The following is a 23,106-nucleotide window of genomic DNA, read 5'->3' on the forward strand; positions in this document are numbered from 1 at the left end:
GTCTCATCGAGCATTGTGGTTGGCGGCGCCAGAGCCTGAGGATGCGCAGAAAAGCGGATACAGGTTCATGGATGCCATAAGCTCGTGGGATGTCGTATGGATTAAATAATTAATAGCGGATAATGAAATGCAGATCACTATGGCTCACGGGGCAATCTGGCTGTGCATGGTACTTCTCGTTGGATTGGGGTCAGCTGCAGATGTGCCCTTCGTCTTTGACCAGAGCACATCGGGCGTAGCTGGCTATACTTCAGCCCAAATCGAGCAGGACCATACCACCTCTCCCGATCTGGCTGGAGTGCCCATCGTCTCTTCGCCGTCTGATAACGAGTCCCTGGAGATCCCGATTACAGGCGGAGGCAGTGGTTCAGGGACACAGGAGAAGAACATCGGAGAGCTCAAGAGGACCCTGGATGCCAGGGTGGAGCCAGATAACCCACGGGTACGAGATGAGGCAGTGGTCCTGGCGCTCAAGTATCCCGGCGAGAAGACCATCGATCAGATAGTCTCCATCTATGACTACCTGAAGAATGGTGATGAATCCAAGAAAGGGTGGGGATACGTATCTGATCCCAGGGGCATAGACGATTTCATGTTCGCCAACCAGACTCTCAGGAATGGCGAGAGAGCGAACTGTGTGGGCGGTGGCGATTGCGATGACTTTGCCATACTCATGTCCGCACTGGTGGAGTCAATCGGCGGAACGACAAGGATCATACTCGCACGAAACAACAGCACCGGGGGGCATGCTTATACCGAGGTCTATCTGGGGAGGATCAATAATAGTGATAGCGGCGGCCAGGTGGAGGCAATCGTCGATTGGCTGAAAGAGAAGCTTGATGCGGATAAGATCTATACCCATATCGATACTGACACTAAAGACGTATGGCTGAACCTGGACTGGGGGCCGGACGAGAAGGGGGCCGCTCACCCCGGTGGACCGTTCTATCAAGGAGACAAGCACATAGTGCTATGCATAAGAGACGCCTTTAGCAGGACCCCGCTAAGGCTGCCGGAGGCACCAGAAGATGAAGCTGAACAAAGCACGCCTGAGCGGCAGGAGGCTGGCAACAAATCTATTGGCCAAACGGTCACTGAATCAATTCAAGAAGCGGTTAGTATCGACCAATCGCGCGTAAGGCAACAGACAACCAGCACCTCAGGCATAGAAGTCCAGTCCTGGTACAAGACATTCGGCGGAGCAAAAGATGATATAGGCTTTTCGGTCCAGCAGACCCTCGATGGCGGGTATATAATTACTGGCTTTACAGAATCCTTCGGGGCAGGCGAAAAAGATCTGTGGCTGATCAAGACCGATGACCAGGGAAACAAGATCTGGGATAAGACCTTTGGCGGAGCAAAAGATGATATAGGCTATTCAGTCCAGCAGACCACCGATGGCGGGTATATGATTATGGGCGACACAGCCTCCTTCGGGGTAATCTACGGCAATTTATGGCTGATAAAAACCGATGAACAGGGAAACAAGCTATGGGAGAGAAGGTTTGTCGGACAAGGTCATGGATTTGATTCAGTCCAGCAGCCCCTCGATGGTGGGTATATCATTACGGGCTGGACATCCTCCTTCGGGGTACACGGTATCGATTTATGGCTGATCAAGACCGATGACCAGGGAAACGTTCTCTTGAATAGAAGCATTGACAAATCTGGATATAGTGGTCAGGGCAACTCAGTCCAGCAGACCCTCGACGGCGGTTATATCATTACTGGCCGTATAAGATCCGCAGAGGGTAGCGGTACCGATTTATGGCTGATCAAGACCGATGACCAGGGAAACATGCTCTGGGATAGGACTTATGGAGAAAGAGGCTTTGATGAGGGCGCGTCAGTCCAGCAGACCAGTGATGGTGGGTATATCATTACTGGCGAAAAACGCTCCTTCGAGGCAGTCAATTCCGATCTGTGGCTGATAAAGACCGATGACCAGGGAAACAAGCTATGGGATAGAACCTTTAGCGGAGATGGGTATGGTGGTGAGGGCCGTTCAGTCCAGCAGACTCTCGACGGCGGATATATCATTATGGGCAAAAGCTACGTGGAAGACACTGATGATCTGTGGCTGATCAAGACCGATGCCAACGGCAATAAGCTATGGGATAGGACCTTTTCCACTGCAAATTTTTATCAGTTCAGTTCAGTCCAACAGACCCACGATGGCGGCTATATCATTACTGGCATAACAGGCTTCTCCGAGGGATATGATTGGGATCTGTGTCTGATCAAGACCGATGCCGAAGGTAATGTATGATGCCAGTGTCATCCATGAGCTGCTTGTGACAGGACTGTGTGGTGCCAAGAGGAGCAGAGAAGCATCACACGTATGAATTAGATAATTTATAGCGGATAAGCAAATGCAGATCACTATGGCTCACGGGGCAATCTGGCTGTGCATGGTTCTTCTAATCGGTTCAGGGTCAGCGGCAGATGTGCCCTTCGTCTTTAACCAGAGCACTTCGGGCGTAGCTGGCTACACTTCCGCCCAGATTGAGCAGGACCATACCACCTCTCCCGATCTGGCCGGAGTGCCCATCGTCTCTTCGCCGTCTGATAACGAGTCCCTGGAGATCCCAATCACAGGCGGAGGCAGTGGTTCAGGGACACAGGAGAAGAACATCGGAGAGCTCAAGAGGACCCTGGATGCCAGGGTAGAGCCTGATAATCCGCGGGTGCGAGATGAGGCGGTGGTTCTGGCGCTCAAGTATCCCGGCGAGAAGACCATCGATCAGATAGTCTCCATCTATGACTACCTGAAGAATGGTGATGAATCCAAAAAAGGGTGGGGATACGTATCCGATCCCAGGGGCATAGACGATTTCATGTTCGCCAACCAGACTCTCAGGAATGGCGAGAGAGCGAACTGTGTGGGCGGTGGCGATTGCGATGATTTTGCCATACTCATGTCCGCATTAGTGGAGTCCATCGGCGGGACGACAAGGATCATACTCGCACGAAACAACAGCACCGGGGGACATGCTTATACCGAAGTCTATCTGGGGAGGATCAATAATAGTGATAGCGGCGGCCAGGTGGAAGCAATCATCGATTGGCTGAAAGAGAAGCTTGATGCGGATAAGATCTACACCCATATCGATACTGACACTAAAGACGTATGGCTGAACCTGGACTGAGGGCCGGACGAGAAGGGGGCCACTCACCCGGGTGGACCATTCTATCAGGGAGACAAGCACATAGTGCTATGCATAAGAGACGCCTTTAGCAGGACCCCGCTAAGGCTGCCGGAGGCACCAGAAGATGAAGCTGAACAAGGCACGTCTGAGCGGCTGGAGGCTGGCAACAAAACTATTGGCCAAACGGTCACTGAATCAATTCAAGAAGCGGTTAGTATCGACCAATCGCGCGTAGGGCAACAGACAACCAGCACTACTGGCATAGAAGCCCAGTCCTGGTCCAAGACTCTTGGCAGCAGCGTATGTGACAATGCTCCCTGTGAGCCGGTGATCAATGCCACGATGGGTGAGGAGTTTAACATCACCATCCCCTCTAATCCCTCAACTGGATTTGAGTGGTGGACTGAATTCGATCCCCAATTCCTGACCCTGGTGGGAGCGAGATCAACCCAGGACAATGTCAGTTTGGAGATGGTCGGAGTGCCGGAGAACGAGATCTTCACCTACCGGGCAGTAATCCCTGGAGAGACGGAGGTTTATCTTCTTCTCCTTCAGCCTTGGGAAAACGGCACCATCGCTGAGAGGCTCATCTATCCAGTGAATATAGCAGAATAAAACGCAGGCTGATCCGGTGCCATCCGGATCTATTGATCTTTTTGGCTCTTCGCTGAATTATGTGGGTGAGGTCAGGCATAGAATATGGCCTCTGTGTCTCCACATGAAAAACTTAAAAAAACAAGATGCTGCGGATCATCCGCATCCCTCCTTCAAATCTTTCTCCACCAAGTATCCTGCCTGACTGATGATCTTTATCATCTCGTCGATATCCATCATTCTTATGGGCGAAACAGAGCTGGGAATTTTTGGTTTGGTTTTCGTGACCTCTGGTTCTTGATAATTCTCGTGATTCATAAGCAAATGATAGATGATGCAGAGCACTTTTCTGGCGAGCGCAACGGTTGCAATATTCTTCTTTCCGCACCTTGCCAATATCCTCTGGAAGAATCTCATTAACCTTGAATTCTTCTTGGTCCTGGATATGGCTTTTGCAGCTTCCACCAAGATCCTTCGCATATGCTTAGATCCCGTCTTAGTGATCTTCCCAGTTCGCAGCTTCCCTGCCGATTGGTAGACCGAAGGCACAATACCGAAGTACTTTGCCATCTTATCCGCACTCGGAAAGTCCCTGTAATCTCCCATTTCTGCAATAATGGTAGCTGCCGAAATGAATCCAACACCTGGAACAGACAAAATAATTTTCAAATCATCCTCGAAGGGTTTGACTTTTTCGGCGATCTCAGCTTCCAGAATTTTTATCTTCTTGCTAATATCATCTATGACATCAAGATTTGCCTTGATCAAAAATACCTGAACGGGATCTAATCCATTCTTGATGGCTTCTCTGAGTTCGTCTTCCTTTTTCCGAATCCTCTTCGAAGGTATTCCAGATATGATCTGATCGATCGTCTTTCCTTCCAGAAGCCTATCAATGATATATCTTCCAGATTTGCCAAAAGAGTCGGATATGACAGAGGAGAGCTTGATGCAGCAGGCCGAAAGTGATTGATGAATCTGGTTCTTGATTTTGGACCTTGCATTGACCAGTGTCTCACGAGCACGAGTTATGCTTCTTAGATCTCGGTAGTCTTTTGGATAGATTCTGGAGGGCGTGATGAGATTATTGAGACAATATATCGCGATTCGTTCCGAATCAAGTTTATCGGTTTTCTTGTGCTCAATATTCCGGATCTGATATGCATTGGCCAGGATAAATTCGACATGACCTTCTAGAATGGTGAAGATAGGATACCAAAAACCTCCCGTGGATTCTACAGCCAGCCTCTGGCATCTGTGATTTATTATCCAGGATCTGAATGCCAAGAGGCCATCTTGGTTCATATTAAAACGTTCTTGGAGCTTCAATCCACTTCGGGATATCATTGTAGCAATAAGAAAATCCTTGTGGATATCTGCTCCGCAAACTATTTCCTTATCTGAGTCCATCGTCTCACTTGCCTGATATGGGCAGATGATGATCACTCGTGCGTGCAACTTCACATACGCGTTCAAAGACGCATTTGGGCATCCACGAGATCATGGTTGTCTTTGTGTCGAGATCATGTCTCAGGTCACAGATCAACCTTCACTGCCCATATCAGCCTTGCCTATGGCTCTATGGGTTTTTCATGCTTTGGGCATGATCCCCGCCTGAGGATCATGGGCTCTTTGTGGGATAAAGCCTGAACTTGTAAGCCTTAAGCATGTACAGTTCTAAGCTGTTATAGTATATTAAGGTTCATAGCGTAGGGCGGGGTACGATTCATCTCCGGCCTAAAGACCGGAGCCCTCTCTACCCCTGCGCCCCAGCACTGTAGTCCTATAAGATGGAATTAAAAAAGCAAGGAGGTCATCTGACGGAAACTTGCATTTTATCTGTTCGTCCCTCCACCCGTATTCATGATCTGATTCATGGAATCAACCGGGTAACCCATAGACCTGGAGAAGTTGAACAGCTGTAGGGCAAGGTTGGTGAACTCCTGGCCCAGCGACTGAGAAAGGAGCGACTGCGCCCCGCTGGAGATGTCCATCTCAATTTCTATGTCGCCCTCCAGGATGACCCCCTCCAGGCTCTGAACCTGGTAATCGGATAACGCCTCGTTTATGTCTTTCATTTTCATGGAACTTTTCTCATCTGCCATTTTGTCCTCCTCTTTTGACCATTTCAGCCCTTTTTAAGTGGGAGATGGAGGTGGTGACAAACCGCAGGTTAGCCCCAACCTCCTGATTTGAATGGTTGTGTGGAATTCTTAATCCACTAAGTTTGAGTTAATACAAATTAATTTTACTTAAAGTTTGCGGTTAAAAGATCTATAAACGCTTAAAATAATTTTTATAAAAAATTGGTATGGAGCTGAGACTCTCTCCCCAAGAGCATCTTCAGGGTTTGGGGAAAACAAATACCAAATCAGGAAATTCCATACCTAAATAATCGGTCATATACTCTTTATACGCCTCTGTCGGATCTGCAGCGAACTCCGGATGGAGCAGCTTGGCCCAGTATAGGTATCCTACCACGCTATCCAGCCCCGTCATCAGCTCGTTGCTGATCAAGTATACCCGTTGGTTTTTCACCGCATCTATGCTCTCCCATCCATCGCGGCTTGAGATCTCTTCGATCAACGCCTCGGGCTCATCAGTGCTGTTCCAGCCCCAGTCCAACTCTGAGCTGTAAACGTACTTCATCAAGACCTCTGGATTCTCGGTGATGATCCACTCGCTATCCACATGCGGATAAGCTTCCGACATATTGGCAGCAATGTTCCTGCCGCCGGTCAGTTCAAGCACCAGGCTTCCCTTTGCCCCTTCTCCATATGTCCCAACATCATTTAGACCCTTAAAGCCCGTCTCCAAAAAGACGCTGGGCCGCTCATCCCGGCTCAAATTGTTCACATAATCATCTATCTGCCTTTCATATCCGGAGCGCCATTGAATATACCGGTCCTCTGCCCCATTCGTGCCCAGAATGTAGCTGAGCTTGACCAGCTCCTCCGTCACGAAGTTCGGATCTGTGAACTCCAGGACGACTACGGGTATTCCTGCGGGATCAAGCTTCTCCTCTGCTTCGGATATGGGCGGCCATTTTTCGTAGCTGATTACCAGATCCGGATCAAGGGAGATGGCCGCCTCATAATCCTCTATCTTCCAGCCGCCGACTGATGGCAGATCGGCAAACTCGGGGAAGAAGTAAGTCTTTTCATGAATGGCATTGGAGACGCCGACGACCTTCTCCGTCGCCTTCAAAACCTTGAATGCCTCAGCGGTAAGGCCGCTGGGAACGATGACTCTTTCCACAGGTATATCGATTGACACCGTCCGGTTGGCAGTATCCTTCAAGATGAGATTCGTTTCTCTGCCTGCTACGATGTCCTCGATCTGCGCGATGTCCTCCTGGCCGATATTGCCATCGTTATTGGCATCGGCCAGCTCGCTATATTCCTGTGTGCCATTGATGATCCCTTCAACATAATCGACGTCCCTTTGATCTATGGTATCATCCAGGTTTGCATTGCCATAGATCTTCAGGGTGAGATGAGATCCGCATGCCAGGATCGGCAGTGAGCACAGCATTAACCATGCCAATAGTATCCATATTCGCGTCTTACTAAGCATTTCGATCACCATTTTTTGATTAAAGGAAAGATTAATTGATTTAAGTCTTTCTCATCCGGACGAGGCTGCATTTGATTCATTGCCTCTCAGTATGACGCACCGGCCCAAGATTTATATACAACTTAATTTGTCTAAAAGCCAATTAATTTGACTAAATGGGAGGTAGTAACGTTGAGAAAAAAGGCTTTGCAGATCCTGATCTCTCTTTTATTGCTCATATCAGTATGCTGTGGAGAGACGGTAACCCTGATCGATTTTACTGGGCATCAGGTCGAGCTGTCCGCTCCCGTAACCAAGACAGTATCTCTCTCAGCCGCTGCTTCTGAGATCCTCTGGGCTCTGGATGAGGGAAAAAGCATGGTCGGACGCAGCACCAGCTCCAACTTTCCCCCAATGATCGAGAGCTTAACCGTCGCGGGAAAGCACTCCAACTCACCGGATTTAGAGCTCATCATGGAGCTTGAACCCGAGCTGGTAATTGCCGATACCATGCTCTCGGAGGAGGACCGGAAGGTGCTCGAGGAGGACGGAATTGCCGTTGTCGTGGAAAGGTTCATAGATCCCAATAGGACGCTCCTGGTCATCGAGAACCTGGGAAGGGCTCTTGGAAAAGAGGAGCGCGCTTCTGAGCTGGCGGGCCAGCTGAAAGGTTATCATGATCTCATAAAGGAGAGAATCTCGGGCACAAATTCGGAGGAGAGACCAACCGTGTTCTTCGAGTGGCTGGGAAAGCCGTATCATTCGGCATCTAACGGCACATCCTATGACAACTTCATCGACTTTGCCGGCGGAGTCAACATCGCAGCCAATGAATCGGTCGATTATCCCGATGTCAGCCCGGAATGGGTGATAGAGAAAGATCCTGATGTCATACTTCACATTCTGGGAAGCTCGAAGGACTATACAGAGGAGGAACTAGAGCAGTGGAGGGATGAGATCATATCTCGGCCGGAGCTGCAGAATTCAAGGGCGGTCAAAGAGGGACGGGTCTACGTTTTAAGCGGTACGGTGGCCACGGGAGTCCGCTCTGCGATCGGCGAGCTTTACCTGGCCAAGTGGTTCTATCCCGAATTATTCGAGGACATAGATCCGGGTGTCGAGCATGAGAAGCTCATAAAGGAGTTCTACAACATGAAGCTGGAGGGAGGATATGCTTATCCCTCCAATGCCTGAGATAGCAATGGTAGCACGAAAACAATGTGTGGTGGCATTAATGAGGACAGCCTTTCTAGTTATTATCTGTATCGGCCTCCTTTCCATTACTGGAAGCGGAGAAATGGTCACAGTAGTCGATTTTACCGGACACTCTGTGAGCGTGGATGCGCCGATAAAAAGCATCGTCTCTCTCGCAGGAGGAGCTTCAGAGATCATCTGTGCACTGGACGGGGGAGCGAGCCTGGTGGGACGTTCGACCAACTCCGACTTTCCTCCCTATCTGGCCACGGTTGCAGAGGTGGGGAAGAACTCCTATTCGCCTGATATTGAGCTGATATTGGAGCTGGACCCTGATCTGGTAGTTGCCGACACAATGATCTCCGACGGAGATAAGAAGACCCTGGAGGATGCGGGAATACCGGTAATGGAGGAGAAATTCATAGATCCCTCCAGGACGATCCTGGTTATGGAGAACCTGGGCCAGGTTTTAGGAAAAGAAAAGCGAGCTCAAGAGCTCGTAGAATTTATCAAGAATTACCAGGATAAAATCCAGAATCAAGTTGCTGATCTGCCGGAAGAGGACGTGCCAAGAGTCTTCTTCGAGTGGTATGGAACGCCCTATCATACCGTTTCATCCAGCGGTTCTTATCAGAATTTCATAACATTTGCCGGAGGATTGAATGTTGCCGCTGACCTGGGAAATGAATCGAATTCGTATCCTGACGTGAGCCCCGAGTGGGTAGTACAGATCGACCCAGATGTAATCCTTCAGTCGGAGCCCAGCACCAAGAACTACACTGAGGATGAGCTGGCCCAGTTGAGGGATGAGATAATGAGCCGGCCGGAGCTGCAGAGCATAAAGGCGGTAGAAGACGGACGGGTCTTTGTGATGAGCGGCAAGATCACATCGGGAATACGGGCCATAGTTGGTGAGCTTTATCTAGCTAAATGGCTTCATCCACAACGGTTCGAAGATGTGGACCCTGATGTTGTGCACCGGGAGCTCATAGATAAGTTCTATGGTCTTGATCTAGAGGGGGCTTACGCCTTTCCCTCATCTTCCTTTCTAGAGATGGAGATCGAATGAGAACAACCACACTGTTGATCGTCCTTGCTCTTCTTCTAGCCCCTGCCTTAGCAGAGGAAGAAGAGAAGGTCACGGACGAAGACGGCCGGAATGTGGCCGTGCCCCTGGACCCCAAAGTCGTCGATCATCGGCAGTATCCTATCCACATGCAAAGCCCAGTACTGAAGGACGGGAATGCCTGCCTCATCCAGCTGCTGTCTCACATCCTCTTTTAGTGGAGGCACTCCTTCTACTACCAGATCAGGCTTTAGGGCGATGATAGGCTCAGCCTCCAGGCTCAGGGCCGACCTGCCTAAGACCTCCTTTTCCAGGAGAACAGGAGGCATTGTGCATGCAGAGGTAACAGCTACTATGCGGTCCGAACAACCAAGGGCGCATATCAACTCTGCTGCAGCTGAATTCACGCAGACAATTCTATCCGGGCACAGCGGAACCTCGACCTTCTTTCCCATCCCATCAGAGATCATCACCGACCTATCATTATCCGCCGTACTTGCCGGATGAACCTGGCAGCAGCCAAGAGAGATTGACAAGATCAGCGATGCTAGGAGAATGATGTCTTTTACCAAAAGGCCTTCCTCCTTTTCATGAACAGATACAGAAAGAATGGCACTCCCATAAAGGCGGTCATGATCCCCACCGGCAAAATGACCGGAGCCATGATGGTCCTGGCCACCGTGTCCGCACCCAATAGCAGCAGGGCACCGAAAAGCCCTGATGCCGGAAGCAGGAACCTGTGATCTCCCGACACAACCATCCTGGTAATATGAGGAGCCACCAGGCCGATGAAGCCGATGGTGCCGGTAAAGCAGATCACGCTGGCGGTGATCAGAGCGGCCAGCATCATTCCCGAGACCCTTACCAGCTCTACGTTGACCCCCAGGCTCTTGGCGGTCTCGTCTCCGGCTCCCAGGGTGTTGATGTCCCAGGAGAGCCGCATCAAAATCAACGAGCAGAGCACCGTCACCAGGGCGATTATGCCCACCTTGTCCCAGGAGGAGCGACCGAGGCTGCCCATCATCCAGAAGACCACCTCGTGAACCTGCTCTGCATGGCCCACATACTGCAGAAATGAGGTCATGGCGCTGAAGAGGTACATGATGGCGATGCCAGCTAGGACCATGGTCTCCGGGCTGATCCCACGGTACTTGGCCAGGCCGTAGACCGCTAAAGAGGCCATTATGGTGAAGATGAAGGCATTGCCGACGATCAGATACTCGCCGCCGATGAAACCTGCTCCGAGAATTATCGCCAGCGATGCCCCAAAGGAAGCAGCAGAAGCGATTCCCAGAGTAAAAGGACTGGCCAGAGGATTTTTGAGAATGCCCTGCATGGCTGCTCCTGCAATGGCCAGCCCCATCCCTGCAAAAATGGCCAAGATCACCCGGTGCAGCCTCAGCTTCCAGACGATGGTATCCAAGAAGTCTGTGGTTTGAAAGTAGTCAGGAAAGAACCTGGCCAGTATGCAGGAGTAAACCTGAAACGGTGTTATATGGGCCGAGCCAAGCGTCACTGCGACTCCTGCCAGAGCCACTATTCCCAGCAGCGCAGCGACCAAGACCAGGAATTTGCGTTTCAGGAATCTAGCGTACTCCTCCTTAAGATCCATTTCCGGCAAGGCTATGGCAGCATGAGATCTCTCCATTTAAAGCACCACATCTTGCTCTCTAGGAAGCTGCCTCTTGGTTTGGCTTGCCAGGCGATGGAGCGGTGCTGTTGCGCCATTCCCCTCCATCCGGGATCCGGGCAAAAGAGACATCCTCTGTTGCGGCATCATACTCTTTTTCGTCCACCAGGTCTCCAGTGGGATCATACAGCATTATAGCGTCACCCTCATTTCCCTGATATACGCCGCTCTCAGAGACGAATATGACCAGGAATTCTCCAGGGCCTATCACAGTCCCATTGGGAATCGAGTACTCTGTGGGCGTCGACCGGAATACCTTATCTTTAAGAGAGTATCCGCTGACATCCACGGACTCGTTTCCGGAATTGTAAAGCTCTATGAATTCATCATCCATTCCCCCAACCTGTCCGTTGTCGTTCCAATCCGTGGCTGGATTGGCCAGCATCTCATTGATCAGCACATCAGCACCAGCCAGGTTTACCAGCAGGAGCATCGATAGCAGATAGATTGAATATCTCAATTTAAAGCCTCCTAAAATATATTTTATAATTAATTATTAAATTTGGCAAAGGCTTCCTTGGTATGCCCAACGAATATCTCGACTATGCCGTCGTTCTCACCCATTCCCAAGAGATTGTAGTCGATCTCGAATCCTCCTTCCTTCTCCAGCATGCTCTTCCAGGATTCGGACTCATTGCCGGTGAGATCGTTTAAAGCATGATCTCCTGCCACGACCATGAAGGGGATCAATCTCGCTTTCTTCACGCCCGATTCATTCAGGCGGGCCAGCACCTCATCGTAGCCCGGATATCCCTCCACTGTGCCCAGGAAGACGTTCTCGTGATCCTCTGCCAGTATGTTGGCCATCTGGGAGTAGGCGCTGTTTGCCGAATGCTCGGTTCCATGCCCCATATAGATCACTGCCATCTGCCCGGCATCTCTGGGGCTGGAATGAGGAGTTCTCTCCGTTCCAGTGGTATTCTGCTCAAACTGGCTGGCAAGAGCTCTGGAGACGTTGCGATAATCCACGAAATTCATGAGCAGGGGCTCGCCAAGGACCAGATTCCGAAAGCCGAACTTTCCCTCAATCCCCCTTACGCTCTCTACGATGTTGGCCAGGTCGTGGAACTCCTCGCCAGGTATCACATGCAGCGACTGGACTACAACATCAGTATAACCTTCATCGTTGAGATGAGCAAGGGCGGTGAGAGGGTTATCTATGGTGACATTATCCCTATCCAGCAGCTTTCTCCGGATATAGTCTGAGGTGAAAGCGATCCTTACCTCCGCCTGGGGAAATTCCTCCCGATAGACTCTCTCTATGTTCTCGTAGGCTGCCTGGGCCTCAGGATAGCTGGTGCCGAATACCACCAGAAGTATGGCCGGATCTTCCTTGGCAGGCCTGTCCATGGCCCCGTATGAAGGAACCACAAACGCCACGGCGATCAATGCCGCCAGTCCTAATGCTATCTTTCTCATATGACGCACCTATTCAAATAAAGTTTATTTAAAACAAGAGAATTAGTTATAACATAAAAGAGTTGCGCTGAATTGATCTGATATAAAATTTTTCAAATTGTGAAAAAACGTTGTTCATCGAATAGGGCTGGAAAATAGAATAGAGACCGACTACCGGCAGGAGAGCGGCCAGATGGTCTCTAAGGCTTGGACTGCAATCTCTCGATCTGAGCACGAACCGCTTTGAGCTCTTCCTCCAGATTCCTAACTACTGCCTCCAGATAGTCTCTCTCTTCCTCCGGGGTGGTCTGGCGAAAAGGCTCTGCTGGGATGTATCCATAACCCCTACCATAGCCCATGCCGAAACCGGCTGCCCGGCGACACCAGGGATTGTAATATCCTGCTGCTCTATTCCCACGAGAGCCCATCCACCAGGGCCCCGTACAATCTCCCCATGGCATATATTTTACACCTCAATAGTAACTTATGAGATAATATATTTAAAGCTTTCTGTTTCGCAAGGTTGAAATACCGCGCCATGCATAACAGACGAGCATGTCTCCCTGTCGAGGAAGAAGAAGGGGCCGGCGCTGGATATCAGAGGTCCCTCAGGTAAGGAGCTTTTTGCCTGAGGGCTGCCCCAGAGTGGAGGCCGTATCCATAACCTTAGAGGAGCTGGAAGCGGTGCGACTGGTGGACCTCCTGGACCTGGACCAGGAGGAAGCAGCATTCTACATGGGAATATCCAGGAAAGCCTTCTGGAATGACCTGATGAACGCCAGAAGGAAGATAGCTGCGGCCCTGGTCTACGGCATGGGCCTGAGAATTGAAGGAGGCAGCTTTGCCCTGCGAGGAGAGGAGGCATCAACGACCGCAGACTCCCAGGAACACCACACGGAGATGGCGCTGATGGAAAGGGAGATCGCCCTCCTTGGGTCGAGGCTGGAACACCTCAGCAGCAGAGTGGCCTCCCTGAAGGGCGAAGAGATGGCCGATTCTGGGCCAGCGTCGAAGCCGAGATCGGTCTCGAAAGAGGCCGATCAATGAATAGCTCATCCTTTCTAAGGCAGTCATCCTGCCTTTTTCACCTCTATCACAAAGCCGTCTTCCACTCCCCGCCCTGATTCACTCGCAGAGAGGAGTATTGTTGAGCATAGCTCACGGTCTCAGTCCAGTTCTTATGGAAGGGCGTCCACTGCATTGCAGCCAGAGAGCTTACTCTGAACTCAGAGCTGCGGGGCTCCTCGCTGGGCGGATATCCTCCCCGGGGATAGACCGCTAAGGAACCCAGGTATGGATTCTTGCCCAGATGAATCACATCGGGGCGTGAATAATTCAAATAAGGATAGCTCTGGCTATGGGAAGGAACGGGCATATAGAATATCGGATCTGAGAAATAGGGTAATATCGAGCTGCGGTCGATCGGTCCCACATATCCGCCCTCCAGCCAATCGGCTGATGATGAGCCGACCAGGAGGGAAAGAGCAGCAAGCACCGTTAAAGGAAAAAGAATTCCGCCATTCATAATCATTCTCACCTCTGGCCATTAACGCGCCTATTAGATTTAATCCTATTTCTCCAAAGAATTAAATAGAAGCTCTCATAGGCTCTTTATTCTGCTGATGAGAAAGAGATCGAGAATAACCTGGTGTTGACATGAATCCATCCCCCTCAAATAAAAACAGCAATGATAGCTGTGACGGCGTTTGCAGCTCATGCGCCGAGAAAGAAAAGTGCGATGACCCAAAAGCCCAGCAAAATAAGATCAATGACCGACTGAGCAGGATCGGGTACAAGATCGCGATTGCCAGCGGAAAAGGCGGCGTGGGCAAGAGCACAGTTACTGTGAACCTGGCTGCCGCCCTAAGAAGCCTGGGCTATAAGGTGGGAATCCTTGACGGCGATATCACCGGCCCGGATATACCCAAGCTCCTGGGAATCGAAGACCAGAAGCTAGTGGCCGGCCCGTCAGGCCTTGAGCCTGCGGATGCCGGGGGCATCAAGGCCATCTCCATGGCCCTGCTCCTGAAGAGCCGGGACTCGCCCGTGGTCTGGCGGGGCCCCATGAAGATGGCGGCCTTAAAGCAGTTCATAGAAGAGGTCAACTGGGGAGAGCTGGACTTCCTTTTGGTGGACCTGCCCCCAGGAACCAGCGATGAGCCCATTAGCATTGCCCAGCTCATTCCGGGTCTTGACGGGGCGATCGTCGTCACCACCCCGCAAGAGGTAGCGCTCCTGGATTCTCGCAAAGCAGTCAACATGTTCCTGATGATGAATGTGCCCATGCTGGGCATTGTGGAGAACATGAGCGGATTGATCTGCCCCCACTGCGGCCAGAGAATTGAGGTATTCAAGACGGGTGGAGGGGAAGAGGCAGCCAGGGAGTTGGGTGTGCCATTCCTGGGAGCCATCCCCCTGGACACGGAGATTGGAAGCCTGGGAGATATGGGAAAGACCTTCGCCAACAGCAAGACAGCTGCCGCCAAGGCATTCGAGGAGATCGTAAAGTCTATTCTGGACCGTCTGGAAGCCCAGCAAGCGAAGTGACCACTCCCACCAATAAATTGGCGAGCATCTAGGCTTTCGCCACAGACTGTAGCCCCAGTCTGAGAATGTTTATAGCGGCGTTATGGTCCCTGTCCAGAGTCAGACCACAGAAAGAACATCTGTGGACTCTTTCTGATAGATCTTTTTGAACCACTTGACCGCAACCAGAGCATATTTGAGATGTGCCATTGGGATTCACTAGTTCGACACGTTTACCGGCCCATTCTGCCTTGTAAGACGTGGTAGTTATCAGTTTGTTCCAAGCAGCATCTGTAATATGCTTTGCAAGACAATGATTCTTGACGGCTCCTCGCTATTTGGAATGGGTGAACTTGAATCGGAAATTCCCTGTATCTTTTCGCCTCTGTGGTGAACCGCGATGCTCTGACCCAACCACAGAGGCGCAGAGGAACAAAAGACCATATTCCCTGCCTTAACTCACCCACATATTTCAGCGAAGAGCCTTCTTGACCATGCCCTTGATATTCAAGTCTTCGAAGGCTATCAAGTCATAGGATTTAACCAGAGATATGGAGAGCTTTTGAACAAAATCATCCCTCTTGTTGGTAATTCTTTCATGAACCCTATGAACCACTTTTAAGGCTCTAGCCCTTTCCGGTGTTCCTTTTTCTGCATTTGATAGCTTTCTCTGAGCCTTTGCCAGAGCATTTTCTTCATGAACAAAGAATCTTGGATTATCTACCTGCTCGCCATTGGATAGGGTGATGAAGCTTTTTAAACCCACATCAACGCCTATTGATAATCCCGTCTTAGGAAGAGGTTCATCTGGTTCAACTTCAACCAGGAAGGATACAAACCATTTCCCAGTAGGCATTCTTCTGATATTAAGCCTCTGGATTTCTCCATCTACAGCTCTATGAAGCTTGATCTTGATATCTCCGATCTTGGATAACCATAGTTTGCCAGGCTTCAGGGAAAAGCCTGATTGAGTATAGGTGAAGCTATCGTACCTGCCATAGCCCTTGAACCTGGGATATCCTGGGTTTTCTCCTGCCTTGACTCTTCGGAAGAAGGCTTGATAGGCCAAATCAACTCTTTTGACGACTTCCTGTAGAACCTGAGAATGGACTTCCTTCAATTCGGGCTTTTCTTCTTTCCATCCTGGCAAAAGCTTCTTGGTATCGTAATAGGAGAGAGATTTGCTTTCTTGCTCGTAAGCGTTCATCCTGATGGCTATTACTTCGTTATAGGTCCATCTGCAAAGCTCCAAGGCGTCATCCATCTTGGTTCTCTGAGATTTTGTAGGATAGATCCTATAGCGAAGCACCTTCAGCAAATCACTTCACCTTTTGCATCTCTACATAGCGTTCTATTACATCTTTGGTCGCATCTCCACAGGTGCCAACATAATAAGACGGATTCCAGAGATGTCCATCCCAAAGCTGATCTCTTAGTTCAGGATGCTTTTCAAAGAGCTTCTTTGCCGTAATGCCTTTGAAGATCTTGGCAATGTTGGCAGGAGCAAATATAGGATGAGCCGTCACAAAGAGGTGAACGTGATCGGGCATAATCTCCTGATTGATCAATGTAATACCCTTCTGCTTTGCTATCAATTCATGCAACCAATGAAGGTCTTCGGCGATTGAGCCAATAAGAACCTTCCTTCGATACTTTGTTGACCATACGAAGTGGTAATACACATTATAGACGCATCCTCTTGCGCGTATCCAATGCCCTTGTTTATTCATACTGAACTATACATATGGTGACCATATACATATATATCTATCGGTAGGCACGGGCTGTATCCCGCCTTTGAAAAAGCGGGGATTAGCCCTGAGTTCGTCCTAAAAAAAAAAGGAGCTCGGATAGAGAGGGGGATGTGTCGGTCCATCCTCTTTTCTGGGGCAGCAACCCTTAATTTTCTTTCTGAGTCACAAGATATTTAATTGATAAAGCTAATTGTTATACTGTCAAAAAGCATAGATAATTTTCCAAGGAGGTTTCGAAAATGGACAAATTTCTGGGCATAGTAGAGGGTGGCAGATTCTCGATTTTGTTGCCCCGCCCTCAATGCTGCACCGTCAGGCTTACACGAATAATGAAGCCGGCATCCATAGCTGAGGAGTTGGTAGCATCACATGAGATAAATCTGGCTGAATACGAAGGCAAAGCCATTATGGTAACCGGTTCTCTCCCTGAGCACAAGGGATGGCTATACGAGGCCTCAGTGATAGACCAGTCCGGCCCTATATTGACCGAGGTCGTTAAAGAGCTGTTCAGATAGAGCCCGCTTATTCTGGGCTCGCAATCGATATTTCCTATCTTTTTTGGCTTGACTGCAAGGCCCATCTCCAGCGCAGATCGACCAAAATCATTAAATATTTAGTCGTATTAGCTCTTAATTAGGCCTCACGCAGGCGGTGTTGTAGCCAGACACAATCGAATAAAAGCCGGCACAATTTCAAATGCTGAAAGGATCATCCTCCCAGGACAAATGTGTCGGCCCACCCTCCTTAACTGCATCCGCCGTCTGGAAAAGAGCATATCAAGGCACGAGCGAAAATGATACGAAGGAGGGCGCATTTCTTGTCATAGGTGATTATATGCCATATGAAAAGAATAACGTAATTTTAATTTGCATGGCAGCGCTTGCCGCATGCCTGCTTCTCAGCACTGCATCTGGACAGGCGGATTTCCTGGAAGGGGGATATGTCGCCAGCGGTGATCGTTCCATGGCCGACCCAGGTATATCCGGCATGCTTCAGTGGTTGGATCGGCCAGTCAATCTGCCATGGTACAGCTCCGATTCCAGCTTTTATAAGCAAGCAGCACCAGCTACCACCTTCACTCCCTATAAGGAGTACTATACAGCCCTTGGCTCAGCCGTGGGGACTGCTGCCGGCAGCGGGATCATAAGCAATCCAGCAAGATATGATATCGCAGAGAAATCCCCTTCAAGCGTTTACTATGGTAGCGGTGCAGGATTGCCATTCTCTCAGTACTCAGCATCGGTGCAATCGCAGACCAACGACCTATGGATCCAGGGAGAGTCCAACTGGACCCAGTATGTGATATGCCCCACGGGAACCTGGTTGCAGCTGATCGCCCACGCCCCGGCTGCGGGAACCGCAGGCTTCTATGAGATGGTGCAGACGGATACCACCAGCTCGAAGTTCAGCACATATCAATTCGGCCAGGGCTACAACAGCATGAACTTCCAGGCAAATGAGATCGGAAGGCATATGCTCTACTTCATAATAGAAAGCCAGCCAAGCAATGTGCTCATCATAGATGTTCTGGCTCAGGCATAAAGGCAGAGAATAAGGATAAGGCTCTTCGCTGAATTATTGGGTGAGGTCCGGCAGAGAATATAGCCTCTGTTCCTCTGTATCTTTGTGGTTAGGTCAGTGCATCGCGGTTCACCACGGAAGCATAGAGACACAGAGGATTTCCGATTCAAGTCCACCCATACCAAATAGCGAGGAGCCCTTTTTTTATTTGATATCGATTTGCTCATGACCTATCCATTCTCTCTGCCAGCCAGCTCTGGCAAGCGGATTTATATCTTGAGCGGGCATGGTTTTTTCTGATTTGGCAGGCCAGCAGGGATTGCAGATGATGATAGACATTGTATCACCGGGAACATACACCTACGGCTCCCTGGTTTTGGGCGGGGTGCTGAGGGACAGAGGGCATGATATAAAGATCACCAGAAAGCTGGAGTCCCGAGGTGAATCAGTCCTCCTCAGCCTCTTCTCCACCCTTCAGCTCCTCGACCCAAAGATCCGAGATTTTGTGGCTGAAAGAGGGAATGTTTGCGTGGGAGGTCCGGTGAGCCTCTGCCCGGAGATGGTCTTGGGTGAGCTGAATCCCAAAGCGGTGGTCAGCGGTGAGGGTGAGGATATAGTGGCCCCGCTAGTAGAGAACGGGCCGGAGGGGCTGGCAGGCGTAGCCTATCGTCATCAGGGAGAGATCATAAAGTCGCCCCCAGAGCCCGTCGGCTCCTTGGACCATATCCTTCCCCTGATTCCAGATGACCTGGGCCAGCAAAACGTCCGAGGAGCCAACGTCTACATCGAGACCCACCGAGGATGCCTGGGAAGCTGCACCTTCTGCCAGGTCCCTCGCTTCTTCGGCCGGAGCATCAGAAGCCGGAGCATCGAGAATATCGTGGATGAGGTGAAGGAGATGAAGCGCCTGGGCGTGAAACGGGTAGCCATAAGCGGGGGCACGGGATCTCTCTTCGGCTATCGCAATAAGATCAATCGAGAGGCTTTTGTGGAGATGATCCGTTCCCTCTCCCAGATCCTGGGCAAGAGGAATTTATCCGTGCCGGACATGAGGGTGGATCTGGTGGACGAGACAGTGCTGGAGGCGGTTCGCGACTATACCATCGGCTGGGTATTCTTCGGCCTGGAGAGCGGGAGCGACAGGATCCTCAGGGCGATGAGAAAAGGGGTCACAGTGGAGGATAACCTCCGGGCAGTGGAGCTTGCCAAGAGCCTGGGAGTGAAGGTAGGAGGCAGCTTCATTGTGGGCTATCCCGGGGAGACCCGGGAGGACTTTGAGGAGACGATGAGCTTCGTAGAGGAGTCGATGCTGGATGATGTGTTTGTAAGCATAGCCGAGCCCATCCCCGGAACCCCACTGTCTGCGCAGGTCCTGGATATGCCAAAAGATGTGCTGGCACTCTACCAGGAGCATCAGGGAGAGTATCAGGCCCTCCGGCTCTCCGAGGCGGAAGCGCGCTGCTTTGAGCTGATGCTGCAAGGAGAGGGATGCAAGCCTGTTCCCAGAGCGCTGAGCCAGGATCTTTACAATGCCTATCTGGACGAGAGCCGGGGCCAGGGCAGGGATATCAAGAGGGTCATTGAGCTCCTGGAAAAATACCGGGATGTACTTCCCCATTAATCTTATTATATATTAAAAGCTTTTTTTCGCGTGATAAAAAAAAGAAAAATGGTGCGTAGGTCGATTGACCTACACAGCGGGCATAACCAAGGATCTCTCGCCTGCAGCGCGGAACTCGCGTGCACCGCCCTTGCCGAAGCAATCGCGGACGTTGGCAAAGTCGAAGACCAATCCGGGGTTGGCGAAGGTGACCTTGATCAATGGGTTCACAGCGAAGGCGTCCATGCGGCCGGCATGTGCGGCGCTGGTGATGCCTGCGTACTCGCCCTGGTGGCCCACGTTCATGGCGTAGTTCGGGTAGTTGGCGCCTCTCAGCTCCAATGGGTTGCCCTCGTCTGACTGGTAAGAGAACACATTGGTTGGACCGCACTGATCCTGCAGGTCGTAGCCGAAGAATCCCAGTCTGCCCCAGGCTTCCTTGTGCAGGAGCATGGAGAGATACCAGCCGGCCAGGCCGATCTGGGAGTGACCAGTGGCGATGGCGGAGGTGATACCGGAAGCGGCTGCCAGAACGGCTGCCCTCTGGGACCCGCCGAAGTGATCCTCAAGCAGGGTGGGGAAGGCCTCGTACTGCTCAATGCCGTACAGAGTGACCTCAGTGGCCAGCTCCTTGGCGACATCGATGGTCGCGGGTGCCTTGGCGAATCCGCCGAACTTGTCGTTGGCGTAGTCCACACCATAATAGGAGAAGTCATCCAGGACATCGTTGGTGTAGGCAGCAGTAGCGTACTGGGTGAAACCGACACCGCCGGACATGTAGCTTCCCAGCCAGATCTGATCATAGAACATGGAGCCTGCGGCGACCACGTTCAGGGATACATATACTGGATCCTGGGGCTTTACCCTGGAGGTCTGGACCATATCGGACATGAAGCCGAAGGAAATGCCGCCGGGGTTGTTGGGTCCGCGAGCGCGCCTTGCGGGCAGCATATCGGACATCTGCAGGACTGCAGCATGCTTAGCAGCATAGGCCAGGTCGGCCACAGCGGCCTCACCGGCGCACATGTTGTAGGCATCGATGAAGGTCATACACAGCTGCATGGCGCTCCATCTGGATGTGGTGCCGCCGTCGCAGGTCCTGACGACGATTGTCGGGACGTGGATGGCCTGCCAGGTGGTCTTGCCGATAGCGGCCTTGAGGGTCTCAGCCTGATCCTCGGGGAACATCTTGTTGATGTCGATCTTGTACTGGTCATCGATCTCATCAGCCAGGGCATCGTCACCGGAGAAGACACGAACGTTGCAGTCATCTACCAGGCCGGGGTGGGTCTCCACCATGTGCTCCTGAACCACGGCTGCGCCGGGCATGGCGTGGTTGAGGATCTCCAGGTAGTTGTTGATGGTCTCGGGTGTGACTTCCTTGCCCAACCTCTTCTGCAGCACCTCATGGGCCATGTCCAGGCCGACCACAATGGTCCTCCTGATATCATCCCAGAACTGCTGCATGGCTGGATTGTTAACGAAGTGCAGGTCGTCGCCCTCTACCACATACTCAGTGGATGAGAGCTTGTAGGGCACGAGCTGCCTCTGTCCAAGAGGAATGCCGCCAGCGTGGACATAGGGGTTGTAGCCGGTCATGCCGCGCTTGCCCTCGAGCTTCTTGGCGTACTCCATGAACTCCCGCTTGCGGGCGTTCTGTTCAGGGCCTAGCCTCTTGTACTCGACCTTCTGGCTGGCCAGATCGAAATCCTTTCCGAACTTCTTGTTCAGAGCCTTAACGAATAGCTTCTTAGTGTGCTTAACTGCCATTTAAATCACCCCTCTTACTCCGGCCTGTAGCCCCACTTGCTTCTGCGCTCCCACATGTGGTGGGTCATCTCGATGGCCTCGTCGAACTGTCTGGCGCCGACCTTTCCACCCATGGGTACACCATCGAACCTGAAGATGGTGGTTCTCTTCTTGGCCTCGGCCTCGGACATGGGCTTGCCCAGGTTTACCTTCTTGTCCAGAGGGATACCTACCTGGTCCTTGACACCGTAGACGTTTCCATCGCTGCCCAGCTCGGTCCTGGCCAGCATATCGAACTGCATGCCGTTCTCTTCCAGCCTCAGGGAGTGGCCGTGCACAGTGCAGCCCCTCATGGAACAGAGGGCGACATCGGTCATCTCGCTATCGTACTGGGCCTTGGTGTAATCCTCAATATCTCTCTCCCTGGCCTCGATGATCTGCCTGCCGGACAGGGTGCCTGGATCGCAGCCCTTGCAGTTGATTGCTCCCCAATAGGACCTGAAGTAGGGGATAGAGGGGGCGAAGTACATGGAGTCTGTCCACTGAGAGTACCTGACGCGGTCACCTGCGGCAGCACCTGCGGTGGGTGCCACGATCTGCCTTATGGGGCAGTCTGGCTCGCCCATCTCCTTGAGGGGTGGGTGAGTGCTGGAGTAATCTGCGCCGGGGGCTCTATGGCCCATGACGGCTACGACATCCGCCTCAGGGATATCTCTTAGCTTCTCGACATTGCCGGACATGTGCTTTCTTCTGTTGATGCCAACAGAGGTGCTTCCGGGATAAAATTGTGGTGTGTATGCCATAATTATCTCTCCTCATCTTCCATAGTCACTTTAACTTCAGACAGAATGGCCAGCTTTTCCTTCCTGGCCTTGGGATCGATCAGCCCCAGGAGTCTCTTGTCCTCCACATCGCCATATTTGGCATAGTCCGAAAGAGTGGGACTGTTGCGGAAGAACCTGCCGCGTTTGATCTGAAAGGAAAAGGGAAGCGCTCGCTCACACGCTGCCTCGAGGCCGGGCATGTATTTTTCGCTCTCCAGCTCCAGCCTCACCCTTCCAACCTTCACGCCTAACTCGAAAACCTGTCCAGCTACCTCTATCAGCAGATCTTTATGCTCATCGATGGGGGTGCCTTTGCCTGGACCGTAGGGAATTGTCCGGGGCAGGTTGGGACCATGGATCATTATCCTGGTTATCCCCCCATTCTCATAGATCGCGTTCAGCAGCTTCTGAGCCGTAGCAGGCATGAGATATCTCTGTGGTGTTATCTCGACCTGTATCGATTCCGTGCCTGATGGAGTGACCATT

General features: G+C 51.4%; 24 protein-coding genes and 2 pseudogenes. 10 read left to right on the forward strand and 16 right to left on the reverse strand.

The genetic code is table 11. The features are described 5' to 3' along the window. Positions 1 to 127 precede the first annotated feature (127 nt). From MCON_RS15060 to MCON_RS16610, 3 genes are all read left to right on the forward strand, one after another. Positions 128 to 2,269: a transglutaminase-like domain-containing protein gene (locus tag MCON_RS15060; RefSeq protein ID WP_013718602.1), complete on the forward strand. Its 2,142-nt coding sequence runs from the start codon at positions 128 to 130 to the stop codon at positions 2,267 to 2,269. Between the two features lie 115 nt (positions 2,270 to 2,384). Beyond that, a complete protein-coding gene (locus MCON_RS15975) occupies positions 2,385 to 3,149 on the forward strand; it encodes a transglutaminase-like domain-containing protein (protein ID WP_232844329.1) in 765 nt (254 codons plus the stop codon). Positions 3,150 to 3,212: 63 nt separating this feature from the next. Continuing rightward, positions 3,213 to 3,764 (forward strand): protease inhibitor I42 family protein, encoded by a 552-nt coding sequence (locus tag MCON_RS16610; protein WP_013718604.1) that lies wholly within the window; start codon positions 3,213 to 3,215, stop codon positions 3,762 to 3,764. A gap of 135 nt (positions 3,765 to 3,899) precedes the next feature. On the opposite strand, the gene MCON_RS03180 is transcribed toward MCON_RS16610, so the two are convergent. The 4 genes from MCON_RS03180 to MCON_RS03190 form a co-directional block, all read right to left on the reverse strand. After that, entirely contained in the window at positions 3,900 to 5,153 is a 1,254-nt protein-coding gene (locus MCON_RS03180) for an IS110 family RNA-guided transposase (RefSeq protein ID WP_013718605.1), read from the reverse strand. 211 nt (positions 5,154 to 5,364) lie between these two features. After that, the gene (locus MCON_RS17060) at positions 5,365 to 5,412 is read right to left on the reverse strand and encodes a helix-turn-helix domain-containing protein (protein ID WP_157863879.1); all 48 of its coding nucleotides are present in this window, start codon (positions 5,410 to 5,412) and stop codon (positions 5,365 to 5,367) included. Between the two features lie 166 nt (positions 5,413 to 5,578). Beyond that, complete coding sequence (locus tag MCON_RS03185) at positions 5,579 to 5,848, reverse strand: hypothetical protein (RefSeq protein WP_013718606.1); 270 nt, start codon at positions 5,846 to 5,848, stop codon at positions 5,579 to 5,581. Positions 5,849 to 6,086: 238 nt separating this feature from the next. Beyond that, positions 6,087 to 7,277 carry an ABC transporter substrate-binding protein gene (locus MCON_RS03190; protein ID WP_048131768.1) on the reverse strand — a complete coding sequence of 397 codons (1,191 nt, stop codon included), beginning with the start codon at positions 7,275 to 7,277 and terminating at the stop codon, positions 6,087 to 6,089. A gap of 213 nt (positions 7,278 to 7,490) precedes the next feature. Here MCON_RS03190 and MCON_RS03195 point away from each other — a divergent pair, with 213 nt between their 5' ends. Further along, complete coding sequence (locus MCON_RS03195; protein ID WP_013718608.1) at positions 7,491 to 8,492, forward strand: ABC transporter substrate-binding protein; 1,002 nt, start codon at positions 7,491 to 7,493, stop codon at positions 8,490 to 8,492. Positions 8,493 to 8,595: 103 nt separating this feature from the next. After that, the gene (locus MCON_RS03200; RefSeq protein WP_232844330.1) at positions 8,596 to 9,561 is read left to right on the forward strand and encodes an ABC transporter substrate-binding protein; all 966 of its coding nucleotides are present in this window, start codon (positions 8,596 to 8,598) and stop codon (positions 9,559 to 9,561) included. Positions 9,562 to 9,608: 47 nt separating this feature from the next. Here MCON_RS03200 and MCON_RS03205 read toward each other — a convergent pair whose 3' ends face one another. The 5 genes from MCON_RS03205 to MCON_RS03225 all read right to left on the reverse strand — a co-directional run bounded on the left by MCON_RS03205 (position 9,609) and on the right by MCON_RS03225 (position 13,107). After that, positions 9,609 to 10,130 (reverse strand): ABC transporter substrate-binding protein, encoded by a 522-nt coding sequence (locus tag MCON_RS03205; RefSeq protein ID WP_013718610.1) that lies wholly within the window; start codon positions 10,128 to 10,130, stop codon positions 9,609 to 9,611. Then, complete coding sequence (locus MCON_RS03210; protein ID WP_013718611.1) at positions 10,124 to 11,206, reverse strand: FecCD family ABC transporter permease; 1,083 nt, start codon at positions 11,204 to 11,206, stop codon at positions 10,124 to 10,126. Before MCON_RS03210 ends, MCON_RS03205 begins: the two co-directional genes overlap by 7 nt. Positions 11,207 to 11,228: 22 nt before the next feature. After that, entirely contained in the window at positions 11,229 to 11,681 is a 453-nt protein-coding gene (locus tag MCON_RS03215) for a lamin tail domain-containing protein (protein WP_048131772.1), read from the reverse strand. A 56-nt stretch (positions 11,682 to 11,737) separates the two neighbouring features. Continuing rightward, positions 11,738 to 12,667 (reverse strand): sirohydrochlorin cobaltochelatase, encoded by a 930-nt coding sequence (locus tag MCON_RS03220; protein WP_013718613.1) that lies wholly within the window; start codon positions 12,665 to 12,667, stop codon positions 11,738 to 11,740. Between the two features lie 179 nt (positions 12,668 to 12,846). Continuing rightward, complete coding sequence (locus tag MCON_RS03225; protein ID WP_013718614.1) at positions 12,847 to 13,107, reverse strand: DUF5320 domain-containing protein; 261 nt, start codon at positions 13,105 to 13,107, stop codon at positions 12,847 to 12,849. Positions 13,108 to 13,201: 94 nt separating this feature from the next. On the opposite strand from MCON_RS03225, the gene MCON_RS03230 reads away from it, so the two are divergent. Then, the gene (locus tag MCON_RS03230) at positions 13,202 to 13,693 is read left to right on the forward strand and encodes a DUF134 domain-containing protein (protein WP_048131774.1); all 492 of its coding nucleotides are present in this window, start codon (positions 13,202 to 13,204) and stop codon (positions 13,691 to 13,693) included. Between the two features lie 46 nt (positions 13,694 to 13,739). Here MCON_RS03230 and MCON_RS03235 read toward each other — a convergent pair whose 3' ends face one another. Next, the gene (locus tag MCON_RS03235; protein ID WP_048131776.1) at positions 13,740 to 14,171 is read right to left on the reverse strand and encodes a hypothetical protein; all 432 of its coding nucleotides are present in this window, start codon (positions 14,169 to 14,171) and stop codon (positions 13,740 to 13,742) included. A gap of 131 nt (positions 14,172 to 14,302) precedes the next feature. Between MCON_RS03235 and MCON_RS03240 the strand changes: the two genes are divergently transcribed. After that, the gene (locus tag MCON_RS03240; RefSeq protein WP_013718617.1) at positions 14,303 to 15,193 is read left to right on the forward strand and encodes an Mrp/NBP35 family ATP-binding protein; all 891 of its coding nucleotides are present in this window, start codon (positions 14,303 to 14,305) and stop codon (positions 15,191 to 15,193) included. Positions 15,194 to 15,221: 28 nt separating this feature from the next. On the opposite strand, the pseudogene MCON_RS15525 reads toward MCON_RS03240, so the two are convergent. The 3 genes and pseudogenes from MCON_RS15525 to tnpA form a co-directional block, all read right to left on the reverse strand. Next, a pseudogene (locus MCON_RS15525) lies at positions 15,222 to 15,497 on the reverse strand (RNA-guided endonuclease InsQ/TnpB family protein); the annotation flags it as partial. A gap of 165 nt (positions 15,498 to 15,662) precedes the next feature. Beyond that, positions 15,663 to 16,490 (reverse strand): annotated as a pseudogene (locus MCON_RS03245) (RNA-guided endonuclease InsQ/TnpB family protein); the annotation flags it as partial. A gap of 1 nt (position 16,491) precedes the next feature. Beyond that, entirely contained in the window at positions 16,492 to 16,902 is a 411-nt protein-coding gene (gene tnpA / locus MCON_RS03250; protein ID WP_048131778.1) for an IS200/IS605 family transposase, read from the reverse strand. Positions 16,903 to 17,165: 263 nt separating this feature from the next. Between tnpA and MCON_RS03255 the strand changes: the two genes are divergently transcribed. The 3 genes from MCON_RS03255 (at position 17,166) to MCON_RS03265 (ending at position 20,068) form a co-directional block, all read left to right on the forward strand. Then, a complete protein-coding gene (locus tag MCON_RS03255) occupies positions 17,166 to 17,441 on the forward strand; it encodes a hypothetical protein (RefSeq protein ID WP_013718619.1) in 276 nt (91 codons plus the stop codon). Positions 17,442 to 17,796: 355 nt separating this feature from the next. Then, the gene (locus MCON_RS03260) at positions 17,797 to 18,468 is read left to right on the forward strand and encodes a hypothetical protein (protein ID WP_157863654.1); all 672 of its coding nucleotides are present in this window, start codon (positions 17,797 to 17,799) and stop codon (positions 18,466 to 18,468) included. Positions 18,469 to 18,772: 304 nt separating this feature from the next. Next, on the forward strand, positions 18,773 to 20,068 hold the full coding sequence (locus MCON_RS03265) for a methyl-coenzyme M reductase glutamine C-methyltransferase (RefSeq protein ID WP_048131780.1): 1,296 nt from the start codon (positions 18,773 to 18,775) through the stop codon (positions 20,066 to 20,068). Between the two features lie 69 nt (positions 20,069 to 20,137). Here the strand turns inward: MCON_RS03265 and mcrA are convergent, their stop codons facing one another. From mcrA to mcrD, 3 genes are read right to left on the reverse strand one after another with little or no spacing between them, the layout of a single operon-like run. Continuing rightward, positions 20,138 to 21,817 carry a coenzyme-B sulfoethylthiotransferase subunit alpha gene (gene mcrA / locus MCON_RS03270; protein WP_013718622.1) on the reverse strand — a complete coding sequence of 560 codons (1,680 nt, stop codon included), beginning with the start codon at positions 21,815 to 21,817 and terminating at the stop codon, positions 20,138 to 20,140. A gap of 14 nt (positions 21,818 to 21,831) precedes the next feature. Further along, a complete protein-coding gene (gene mcrG / locus MCON_RS03275; RefSeq protein WP_013718623.1) occupies positions 21,832 to 22,599 on the reverse strand; it encodes a coenzyme-B sulfoethylthiotransferase subunit gamma in 768 nt (255 codons plus the stop codon). A 2-nt stretch (positions 22,600 to 22,601) separates the two neighbouring features. Next, positions 22,602 to 23,105, reverse strand: coding sequence for a methyl-coenzyme M reductase operon protein D (mcrD, locus tag MCON_RS03280; RefSeq protein WP_013718624.1), 504 nt, complete (start codon positions 23,103 to 23,105; stop codon positions 22,602 to 22,604). Position 23,106: the final 1 nt, after the last annotated feature.

The sequence above is a fragment of the Methanothrix soehngenii GP6 genome (assembly GCF_000204415.1).
Classification (GTDB): domain Archaea; phylum Halobacteriota; class Methanosarcinia; order Methanotrichales; family Methanotrichaceae; genus Methanothrix; species Methanothrix soehngenii.